The 10,567-nt window shown below is 72.0% G+C and carries 8 protein-coding genes; 4 read left to right on the top strand and 4 right to left on the bottom strand.

Features of this window, described 5'->3' with window-relative positions:
• Positions 1-1,473: cytochrome P450 (locus FGF04_RS20300; RefSeq protein WP_235882421.1), on the top strand; the 1,473-nt coding region annotated here is incomplete at its 5' end.
• Here the strand turns inward: FGF04_RS20300 and FGF04_RS20295 are convergent.
• From FGF04_RS20295 to FGF04_RS20285, 3 genes are all read right to left on the bottom strand, one after another.
• Positions 1,467-2,465, bottom strand: coding sequence for an RluA family pseudouridine synthase (locus FGF04_RS20295; RefSeq protein WP_149512741.1), 999 nt, complete (start codon positions 2,463-2,465; stop codon positions 1,467-1,469). The two genes, FGF04_RS20300 and FGF04_RS20295, sit on opposite strands and share 7 nt — an antisense overlap.
• Positions 2,466-2,575: 110 nt before the next feature.
• Positions 2,576-3,421, bottom strand: a complete 846-nt coding sequence (locus tag FGF04_RS20290; RefSeq protein ID WP_149512740.1) for a siderophore-interacting protein — start codon at positions 3,419-3,421, stop codon at positions 2,576-2,578.
• A gap of 206 nt (positions 3,422-3,627) precedes the next feature.
• Positions 3,628-4,575, bottom strand: coding sequence for a 5'-3' exonuclease (locus tag FGF04_RS20285; RefSeq protein WP_235882497.1), 948 nt, complete (start codon positions 4,573-4,575; stop codon positions 3,628-3,630).
• A gap of 267 nt (positions 4,576-4,842) precedes the next feature.
• Here FGF04_RS20285 and FGF04_RS20280 point away from each other — a divergent pair, with 267 nt between their 5' ends.
• The 3 genes from FGF04_RS20280 (at position 4,843) to FGF04_RS20270 (ending at position 9,334) form a co-directional block, all read left to right on the top strand.
• Complete coding sequence (locus FGF04_RS20280; protein WP_149512738.1) at positions 4,843-5,931, top strand: quaternary amine ABC transporter ATP-binding protein; 1,089 nt, start codon at positions 4,843-4,845, stop codon at positions 5,929-5,931.
• Positions 5,924-8,530 carry an ABC transporter permease/substrate binding protein gene (locus tag FGF04_RS20275; protein ID WP_149512737.1) on the top strand — a complete coding sequence of 869 codons (2,607 nt, stop codon included), beginning with the start codon at positions 5,924-5,926 and terminating at the stop codon, positions 8,528-8,530. Before FGF04_RS20280 ends, FGF04_RS20275 begins: the two co-directional genes overlap by 8 nt.
• A 240-nt stretch (positions 8,531-8,770) precedes the next feature.
• Positions 8,771-9,334: a helix-turn-helix domain-containing protein gene (locus FGF04_RS20270; RefSeq protein ID WP_149512736.1), complete on the top strand. Its 564-nt coding sequence runs from the start codon at positions 8,771-8,773 to the stop codon at positions 9,332-9,334.
• Here FGF04_RS20270 and FGF04_RS20265 read toward each other — a convergent pair.
• The gene (locus FGF04_RS20265; RefSeq protein WP_149512735.1) at positions 9,324-10,451 is read right to left on the bottom strand and encodes a TDT family transporter; all 1,128 of its coding nucleotides are present in this window, start codon (positions 10,449-10,451) and stop codon (positions 9,324-9,326) included. The genes FGF04_RS20270 and FGF04_RS20265 overlap by 11 nt on opposite strands.
• Positions 10,452-10,567: the final 116 nt, after the last annotated feature.

Raw genomic sequence — 10,567 nt, 5'->3', positions numbered from 1 at the left:
CCTGAATCCCCTTTCCCCACCGGCACGGACGACCTCATGACCGGGCCCCCGCCGGGCTGCCCCGCCCACGGCACGGGCCCCGGCGGACTGCGCCGCCTGTACGGACCCGAGGCGCAGGACCTGGCGGCCCTGTACGAGAAGCTGCGCGCCGAGCACGGCTCCGTCGCGCCCGTGCTGCTCCACGACGACGTGCCCATCTGGCTGGTGCTCGGGCACGGCGAGAACCTCCACATGGTCAGCAACCCGTCGGTCTACACCCGCGACAGCCGCATCTGGACCGCCCTGCTGGACGGCACGGCGGGCCCCGACCACCCGCTGATGCCGCTCATCACCTGGCAGCCGATCTGCTCCCACGCCGAGGGCGACGAGCACCAGCGGCTGCGCGGCGCGGTCATGGGCGCCATGTCGACCATCAACTCCCGCGACCTGCGCCGCCACATCAACCACTGGACCCAGGAACTGGTGAACCAGTTCTGCCGGCGGGGCACCGCCGACCTGGTCTCGCAGTTCGCCGAGCACCTGCCGATGGCGGTGCTGTGCGAGATCCTCGGCATGCCCGAGGAGTACGACGACAAGATGGTGCAGGCCACCCGCGACCTGCTCAAGGGCACCGAGACCGCGATCGCCAGCAACGAGTACGTGATGGGCGTGCTGATGCGGCTGACCGTGCGCCGCCGCGCGGAGCCCGCCGAGGACTTCACCAGCCACCTCCTGGGCCACCCGGCGGGACTCACCGACGAGGAGGTGGGCCAGCACCTGCGCCTGGTCCTGCTCGCCGCGTACGAGGCCACCGCGAACCTCCTCGCCAACGTGCTGAGGGTGGTCCTCACCGACCCGGGCTTCCGCGCCCAGCTCAACGGCGGGCAGATGACGGTGCCGCAGGCGGTGGAGCAGTCCCTGTGGGACGAGCCGCCGTTCAGCAACGTCCTCGGCTACTTCGCCAAGCAGGACACCGAGCTGGGCGGGCAGCGCATCCGCAAGGGCGACGGGCTGCTCCTGGGCATCGCGGCGGGCAACGTCGACCCGCACGTGCGCCCGGACCTCAGGGCGAACATGAAGGGCAACCGCTCGCACCTCGCCTTCGGCGGCGGCCCGCACGAGTGCCCGGGCCAGGACATCGGCCGTGCCATCGCCGACGTCGGCGTGGACGCGCTCCTCAAGCGGCTCCCGGACGTGCAGCTCGGTGTCGACGAGGCGGACCTGGCGCGCACCGCGTCGATCTCCTCGCGCCACCTGGTGGAACTGCCCGTGGTGTTCGCGCCGGCGTCGCCGCAGGACGTCATGGACCGGCCGGGCGTCGCCGAGGTGCCGCGCCCGCGTCCGGACTGGGACGTCTCGGAGCCGTCGGCGGACGGCACCCTCGCGCCGCGTCCCACGATCGACCTGCCGGAGATGCCTCCCGCTCCGGCCGCCGGTACGGGGCAGCGGCCCGGCGCCTGGCAGCGGTTCCTGCGCTGGTGGCGCGGCTACTGAGCCGGCCCGCCGGCGGCCCCGCCCGGGGTCCCGGCACCGGCTCCGTCCCCGTCGCCGGCCCAGTCGTCGTACGCGGACCAGGCCCGCAGGGTCCGCCCGCTGCGGAACGCGTGCCGCCGTCCCGTGACCGGATCGGTGAACTCCAGCGTCCGCGCCAGCAGTTGCAGCGGCCGCCGGAAGTCGCCGGCCGGCACGGGGCCGGCGACCACCGGGTACAGCGGGTCACCGAGGATCGGCACGCCCAGGGCGCACAGGTGCACCCGCAGCTGATGGGTCTGGCCGGTGCGGGGGAGCAGCCGGTAGCGGGCCAGAGCGCCCCGGCGCCGCGCCGACTCGATCCGGGTCACGGCGTTCGGCTCGCCCGGCACCTCCCGGGCGGCGAGCACCCCGCGCTCCTTGAGGATGCGGCTGCGGACGGTGCGGGGCAGCTCCAGGTCCGGTGCGTACGGGGCCACGGCCTCGTACTCCTTGTGCACGAGCCGGTCGCGGAACAGCGTCTGGTACGCGCCCCGTTCCGCGGGCCGCACCGTGAACAGCACGAGCCCGGCGGTGAGCCGGTCGAGCCGGTGGGCCGCCCCGAGCGCGGGCAGCCCCAACTCCCGCCGCAGCCGCGCCAGGGCCGTCTCGGTGACGTGGCCGCCCCGGGGCGTCGTCGCGAGGAAGTGCGGTTTGTCGGCCACCACGATGTGCTCGTCGCGGTACACGACCTCGACGGGGAACGGCACCCGCTCCTCGGCGGGCAGCTCCCGGTGGAACCAGACGAACATCCCCGGCTCGTACGCCGCGTCCGGGGCCACGGCCCGCCCGTCGGCCCCCACGACCCGTCCCGCGGCGAACATCTCCTCGACGGCCGCGGCCCGTGACGCGAGCCGCTCAAGGAGGTACTCCCGCACGGTGCCCCACTCCGCACGGCCCGGCAGCCGCACCCGCACGGCATCGACCCCGTCCCGCTGAGGCAGGGGAGACTCCGGAACCACCTTCTTACGCCGCACCACACCAGCGTACGCAGAGCCGTGCCCCGTAAGGGGCGCGGGGAACTGCGCGCTCAGCCCTCACGAACCCGCAGCCGAAGAAACAACCCCGGGGCTGGGCGGACCGCAGGTCAGGCGGCAGGAGGCACAGCTTCTTGCTCGGCCTCGACCTGCGCATTCCACTCCCGCTTCGCGGCCTGCCACCCGTCCTCGTTGTGCCCCAGCCGCCAGTACCCGGAGATGGAGATGTCCTCGCGCGGAACCTCGTGCTCGACCCGCAGCAGCCGGCGCAGCTCCTTCACGAACCCCGCCTCGCCGTGCACGAACGCGTGCACCCGGCCCGCCGGGAACTCCAGCGCCCGCACGGCGGCCACCAAGGCCTCGCCGACCGGCCGGTCGCCGCGGTGCAGCCAGACGACCTCCACGTCGGAGTCGATCTTCTGCTCCTCCTGCGGCCCCGAGACCTCCACGAAGGCGTGCACCCGGGCGCCGTCGGGCATGGCCTCCAGCGTGGCGGCGATGGCGGGCAGCGCGCTCTCGTCACCGGCCAGCAGGTGCCAGTCGGCCGCCGCGTCGGGCGCGTACGCCCCGCCCGGACCGAGGAAACGGACCAGCTCGCCCGCCTGGACGCGGGCGGCCCACGGCCCGGCGAGCCCCTCGTCGCCGTGCACCACGAAGTCGAGGGTCAGCTCGCGCTGCTCGGGGTCCCAGGCCCGCACGGTGTACGTGCGCGTCACGGGCCACTGCTCGCGCGGGAACTCCTCGCGGATCCGCGTCATGTCGAAGGGCTCGGGGTACGTCACGCCCTCGGCGCCGAAGAGCAGTTTCACGTAGTGGTCGGTGCTGGTGCCCGCGGTGAAATCGGCGAGCCCGTCGCCCCCGAGCACCACGCGGTGCATGTGGGGCGTCAGCCGCTCGGTGCGGACGACGCGCGCGGAGTGCGGCTTGGGAACCCTGCGGGCCGGACGCTCTGCCATAACGGTCTCCTGAATAGGTGCGCTAAGGCTTACCTAAGTTAGCACCTTCACCCGTGTGACACCCGTCGGTCACCGGGCGCGGCGCCTCCTTGTGCGAACCCCATGGGTCACGGGTCTCCCCGATCGGTGGAACGAACCCGCCGTCGCCCCGCCGAAGGGCGACGGCCCCGTACTTCCCGGTGCGCTCCTCCTCCCCGGTGCGCTCCTCAGGCCTCCAGCGTCGACAGCAGCCGCTTCAGCGAACCGCCGAGTCCCCAGCGCGCCGCGAGGGCATCGAGGGCCTGCGGGTCGCGCGGCGCGCGCGGCAGCGCGGTGTCCACCTCCGGCAGGGGCACGTCGCCGGCCACCTGGACGACCTTCGGCGCGACGGAGACGTACGGCCGCGACTCATCCAGGCGCCTGCGCTGCGAGGGGGTCAGCCCGGCCTTCGGGTCGTCCACCGCCGCCATGATCCCGGCCAGGTCCCCGAACTCCGCCAGCAGTTTGGCGGCCGTCTTCTCGCCGATGCCCGGCACGCCCGGCAGGCCGTCGCTCGGGTCGCCGCGCAGCAGGGCCAGATCCGCGTACCCGGGGCCGTCGACGCCGTACTTCTCGCGCAGCCACGCCTCGTCCGTGATCTGCAGCGTGCCGACGCCCTTGAGGGGGTAGAGCACGCGGACGCCCCTCTTGTCGTCCACCAGTTGGTACAGGTCGCGGTCGCCGGTGACGATGTCGACCGGGCCCGTCGCCCGGCCGGCGAACGTCCCGATCACGTCGTCCGCCTCGTACCCCGCCACGCCCACGCGGGCGATGCCCAGCGCGTCCAGGACCTCCTCGATGACCGGCACCTGCGGCGACAGCTTGTCCGGCACCTCCTCCTCGTCCGGCCCGGTCTGCGTCTGCGCGGCCACGCGGTGCGCCTTGTAGGAGGGGATCAGGTCCACCCGCCACTGCGGCCGCCAGTCCGCGTCCATGCACGCGACCAGGTCGTCGGGCCGGTGGTCCCGCACCAGCCGGTCGATGAACTCCAGCAGGCCCCGCACCGCGTTCACCGGTGTGCCGTCCGGGGCCTTCACGGATTCCGGCACCCCGAAGTAGGCCCGGAAATACAGGGATGCGGTGTCGAGGAGCATGGTTCGCCGAGGCTGCTGAGTCTGCTGCGTCACGCCCCGCATCATGCCGTACGCCACCGACAGCACCCTCCGCCCGAGCCCGGCGGGCGCAGGCGAGTTCCACGATCGGCGGGAGGCAAACGCGATGTGACCTGGAACACGGTCGGGTTTGGGCCATCCGGGTGGGGGCAGGTGCGCGCCCGGAGCGAACCCGGTCGTGTTTTCAACCACATAGGCGTGTGCGGACCGGACGAGCGGGCCGATCCCGCGTCGCTCCACGGCCCGCCGGCGGGGGAGGCGGGCCGTCTTCGTTCGACCGGAGAGGTACTCGTGTCATCCAGGCTGCAGGCGGAACAGCTCTACAAAGTGTTCGGAAGACGTCCCGGTGAGGGGGTCGAGCGGCTTCGCGGGGGAGCCGATCGTGAGGAACTGCGCGCGGACGGCACGACCGCCGCGGTGATCGACGCCTCCTTCACGGTGGAACCGGGCGAGATCTTCGTCGTGATGGGGCTGTCCGGATCCGGCAAGTCCACGCTGCTGCGCATGCTCAACGGACTCCTGGAGCCGACCTCGGGACGCGTGGTCTTCGACGGCCAGGACCTGACCGCGCTGAAGGACCGCGAGATGCGCGAGGTCCGCTCCCGGAAGGTCAGCATGGTCTTCCAGCACTTCGCGCTCTTCCCGCACCGCAGCGTCCTGGAGAACGCCGCCTACGGCCTGGAGGTGCAGGGCGTGCCGCGCGCGGAGCGCCACGAGCGCGCCACCGAGGCCCTGGTGCTGGCGGGCCTCGCCGGCTGGGAGAAGTCCTGGCCCGACGAGCTGTCCGGCGGCATGCAGCAGCGGGTGGGCCTCGCCCGGGCGCTCGCCACCGACGCCGACCTGCTGCTGATGGACGAGTCCTTCAGCGCGCTCGACCCGCTGATCCGCCGCGACATGCAGGACCAGCTGATCGAGCTGCAGAAGAAGCTCAAGAAGACCATCGTCTTCATCACCCACGACCTCAACGAGGCCATGCGCCTGGGCGACCGCATCGCCGTCATGCGGGACGGCCGGATCGTCCAGATCGGCACCGCCGAGGACATCCTCGTGCGCCCCGCCAACGACTACGTGGCCTCCTTCACCCAGGACGTCGACCGCTCCCGGGTGCTCACCGCGGCCTCCGTCATGGACCCGGACCCGCACGGCGACGAGGCGGACTGTCACTGCGAGACCGCGCGGCCCGACTCCTCCTTCGGGGAGCTGTGCGCGATCAGCGCGCGGGTGGCGCACCCCGTCGCCGTCGTCGACAGGAAGGGCAAGCTGGTCGGGGTCGTGCCCCGGCAGCGGCTCGTCGGCTTCCTCGGCGACGAGCAGGGCGATCCCGCGCCCTGCGACTCCCCGCGCGGCACGGCCTCCGGGGCGGTGAAGGCCGGTGCCTAGGATCCCCTTCGGCGACTGGGTCAACGACGCGGTCGACTGGCTGCTGAACCACATGGCGTGGCTCTTCGACTTCTTCAAGACCGTCTTCCTCGGCACCTACGACGGCATCAACGCCGTCCTGCAGGCCCCCGAACCGCTGCTCCTCGCGGGCATCTTCGCCGTCATCGCGTTCTGGCTGCGCGGCACCTCGGCCGGTGTGCTCACCTTCGTGGGATTCGCGTTCATCGACTCCCTCGAACTGTGGGAGAACGCGATGATCACCCTGTCGCTCGTGCTGGTGGCGACGATCATCGCGCTCGTCATATCCGTGCCGGTCGGCATCTGGGCGGCCCGCTCGGACCGGGTCAGCGCCGTGGTGCGGCCCGTGCTCGACTTCATGCAGACCCTGCCGGCGATGATCTACCTGATCCCGGCGATCCTGTTCTTCGGCACCGGCGCCCCCGCGGGCATCGTGGCCACCCTGATCTTCGCGCTGGCGCCCGGCGTCCGGATGACCGAGCTGGGCATCCGCCAGGTCGACAAGGAACTGGTCGAGGCGGCCGACGCGTTCGGCACCAGCCCCGGCAACATCCTGCTGCGCGTCCAGCTGCCGCTGGCCCTGCCCACCGTCATGGCGGGCGTCAACCAGGTCATCATGCTGGGCCTGTCCATGGCCGCCATCGCGGGCATGGTCGGCACCGGCGGCCTCGGCGGCGACGTCAACGAGGCCATCGGCCAGCTCAACGTCGGTCTCGGCTCCGAGGCGGGCGTCGCCATCGTCATCCTCGCCATCTACCTGGACCGCATGACCAGCGCGCTGGGCACCCAGGTCTCGCCGCTCGGCCGCCGCGCCGCCGCCAAGGTGCGCGCCGCACAGGGCCTGAAGATCTGGTCCTACCGCCCCCGGCCCACCGTCGCCGTGGTCGGCGTCGTCGTGCTCGCGCTCGTCGCGGGCGGCATGGGCATGTTCGGCTCCGACGACACCGAGACCGCCGCCTCCGACTCCGGGAACGTGGGCCAGGGCAAGAAGGTCAGCATCGGCTACATCCCCTGGGACGAGGGCGTGGCCTCCACCTTCCTGTGGAAGGAGATCCTGGAGCGGCGCGGCTTCGAGGTCGAGACCAAGCAGTTCGACGCGGGGCCGCTCTACACCTCGCTCGCGCAGGGCGACATCGACTTCCAGACCGACTCCTGGCTGCCCGTCACGCACGAGCAGTACTGGAAGAAGTACGGCAAGCAGCTCGAAGACCTGGGGTCCTGGTACGGCCCGACGTCCCTGGAGCTGAGCGTGCCCGCCTACATGGAGGACATCGACTCCCTGGAGGACCTCAAGGGCAGGGCCGGCGAGTTCGACGGGAAGATCACCGGCATCGAGTCCAGCGCCGGGATGATGGGCCTGCTCAAGACCAAGGTCCTCAAGGAGTACGGGCTCGACAAGGAGTACAAGGTCGTCGACAGCTCCACGCCCGCGATGCTGGCCGAGCTCAAGCGCGCGTACGCCAAGAAGGAGCCGTTCGTCGGCACGCTCTGGTCGCCGCACTGGGCGTACAGCGAGTACAAGCTGAAGAAGCTCGACGACCCCAAGGGCTCCTGGGGCAAGGGCGACGGCGTGCACACGCTGTCCCGCAAGGGTTTCACGAAGGACAACCCGGTCGTCGCGAAGTGGCTCAAGGACTTCACGATGAAGGAGGATCAGCTCACCAGCCTCGAGGCGGAGATCAACAAGGCCGGCAAGGGCGCGCAGCAGCAGGCCGTGCGCACCTGGCTCAAGAGCAACGCGAAGGTCGTCGACGAGCTGGCCCCCGTGCGGAGCTCCGGCACGCCCGCCGAGGCGAAGCGCGCGATCGACGTCGCCTGGTTCCCGTGGGACGAGGACGTCGCCGTCACCTACCTGTGGAAGGACGTCCTCGCCCGGCGCGGCTACAAGCTCAACCTGAAGCAGATGGACGTCGGCCCGGTCTACACGGGCCTCGCCTCCGGTGACATCGACCTCAACTTCGACGCCTGGCTGCCGTACGCCCAGTCCAACTACTGGAACAAGCACAAGGACGACCTGCGCGACCTCGGCACCTGGTACGAGCCGACGTCCCTGGAGATCGCGGTGCCCTCGTACGTGAAGGACGTCGAGTCCCTGGCCGACCTCAAGGGCAAGGCCGGCACCTTCGACGGGAAGATCATCGGGATCGAGCCCGGCACCGGCGAGATGAACCTCCTCAAGAAGGACGTGCTGCCGGGCTACGGCCTGGACAAGGAGTACGAGGTCGTCGACGGCTCCACGCCCGCGATGCTGGCCGAGCTCAAGCGCGCGTACGCCAAGAAGGAGCCCGTCGCCGTCGTCCTGTGGTCGCCGCACTGGGCGTACAGCGAGTACGAGCTCACCAAGCTGTCGGACGGGAAGAAGCTGTTCGGCGAGGGCAACACGATCCGGACCATCTCCAACAAGAAGTTCCCCGAGCGCTATCCCCAGCTCACGAAGTGGATCAAGAACTTCAGGATGAGCGAGGACGAGCTCGGCACGCTGGAGGCCGAGATCAAGGACCGCGGCCAGGGCCACGAGGAGGAAGCCGTCGACGCGTGGCTCAAGGAGCACCCGGACATGGTGCAGCGCATGACCCCGTAGCGGGTACGGGACCGTTGCGCACATGAGCGCGGGGGGGTGGTGGGCGCCGCACGGGCGCCCACCACCCCCCGCGGTCCGTCCGGGCCGGGTGCGGCAATGTCGCGGGGGATGTGGCGGGCACGTGAAACGGTTTGGCGAACACCCGTAAGGTGCAGACAACACATCAGAACCCGAACGCGTGGGACACGGGCGCGTACGCACCGCACACGTACCGACGACGCACAGGGGGGAGCCGAGGCGATGGACGACAACAAGGAGACCCTTCGAGTGGGCGCGGCCGTCAGGCGCCGGCGCCGGGCGCTGGAGCTCACCCTCGCCGTCGTCGCCGAGCGCAGCGGCCTGTCCGTGCCGTTCCTCAGCCAGGTCGAGAACGAGCGGGCCCGGCCCAGCACTCGCTCCCTCGAACGCGTGGCCGACGCCCTGGGGACGACCCGCGTGGAGCTGCTGGCGGCCGCCGACCCGGCGCGCAGCGTCGACGTGGTGCGCGCCGACGACTCCGAGTTCACCCATGAGCCCCGTGTGCGCCCCCTGGTGCGGGGCCACCACCAGTTGCACGCCATGGAGTTCTCCGGCGACCAGGACGCCGGGCGCGAGTTCCAGCACCGCAACGACGAGCTGATGTACGTGGCCGACGGCGTCGTCGAGGTCGAGGCGGAGGGCCGCGCGTACCGGCTCGGCCGGGGCGACACCCTGTACCTGACGGGCGGGGTGCGGCACCGGTGGCGGGCCACCGAGGAGGACACCCGGGTCCTGCTCGTCGCGGTCGCGGACCATGTCGAGGCGGTCGACGACCTCAACCGGTGAGAGCCGGCGCGGGTGCGGGCGCGCCCGCGAGTGCGGCGCCGGACGGGCCGGCGGGGGGCGCGGCGAGCAGCCGGCCGTCGAGCAGGCCCCGGGCCGTGTGCGCGGCGGCCACCGCCCAGGCCGTCAGCAGCAGGGCGTAGAGGGCGACCGCCAGGCCCTCGTAGACCACCAGCCCGGTGTGCCGGGCGAGCCCCTCGGCGCCGGTCACACAGGTGCCCACCGGGAAGGTGAACGACCACCAGGTCATCGTGAAGCCCATGCCCCGGCGGCGGGCCCGCACCACCAGCGCGCCGGCCAGCGCCAGCCAGAACAGCGCGAAGCCCAGCACCGGTACGCCGTAGAGGACCGCCAGGACCTCGAAGCCCCGGTCGTACGGGGCCGGCACGGTGCCCGGGGCGACGGCGGCGAACTTGTCGACCGCCGTCGTGGACTGCCCCAGCGGGCCCAGGACCAGGAACAGGGCCGGGGTGAGGGCGAGCGGCGGCGGGCCGCCGGTGAGGAGGCGCGCGAAGACCACCGGCAGCATCAATAGCGTGGCCAGCAGGCTGACCCCGAACAGCGCGAAGCAGACCAGGAGCAGGGTGGCGCGGGGCGCGCCGGGCGGCAGGTGCGGTACGAGCAGGGGGCCGAGCGCCGCCGAGACCATCGGGGCGACCAGGGGGAGCAGCCACACGGGGCTCGCCTGTGCGAGGGTCACCCGGTGGTGCACGGCCATCAGGTACGGGACGGCGACCGCGACCGTCAGGGCGGCCAGGGTGCCGGCCGTGAACAGGACGGCGTCCAGGGCGACCGCCGCGCCCGTGCCGATCCAGTCCCGGCCGACGACCAGGGCGCCGCCGCCGACCGCGAGCAGGGCCATCGCGAGGCAGCCGTGGAAGGGCGCCGTCGCCGGGTCCATGAGCTGGACCCGCGCCCGGTCGCGGTGGAGGGTCCAGTGCGCGGCCCTTGCGGTCAGCACGGTGAGGAGCATGGCCAGGGACAGGGCCCAGACCGCCGTGCAGAAGGTGCGCAGGCCCGGGACGCCGAGGGGGAGACCGGCTCCGGCCGTCGCCACGATCGCGGTGCCCATGACCGGGGCGTACCAGTTGGGGCCGAGGTGGCGGACGGAGGTGACCATGACCCCACCGTGCCGCCTCGCCCGGGGGCTCACCAGGGAGTACCGGTCTATGGAGGCATAAGGTGGGTTTATGAGTCAGGACGGTGGGGCGGGTGCCGGTGGCGCGGGCGTGGGTG

The sequence above is a fragment of the Streptomyces apricus genome (genome assembly GCF_008369065.1).
Lineage (GTDB): Bacteria > Actinomycetota > Actinomycetes > Streptomycetales > Streptomycetaceae > Streptomyces > Streptomyces apricus.
This window is presented reverse-complemented; position numbering and strand designations above follow the sequence as displayed.

Bases quoted from the DNA above. Each gene is read 5' to 3' on its own strand.
- FGF04_RS20270 (WP_149512736.1), top strand. From the start codon at position 8,771: ATGGACGACAACAAGGAGACCCTTCGAGTGGGCGCGGCCGTCAGGCGC.
- FGF04_RS20290 (WP_149512740.1), bottom strand. From the start codon at position 3,421: ATGGCAGAGCGTCCGGCCCGCAGGGTTCCCAAGCCGCACTCCGCGCGC.
- FGF04_RS20285 (WP_235882497.1), bottom strand. From the start codon at position 4,575: ATGCGGGGCGTGACGCAGCAGACTCAGCAGCCTCGGCGAACCATGCTC.
- FGF04_RS20265 (WP_149512735.1), bottom strand. From the start codon at position 10,451: ATGGTCACCTCCGTCCGCCACCTCGGCCCCAACTGGTACGCCCCGGTC.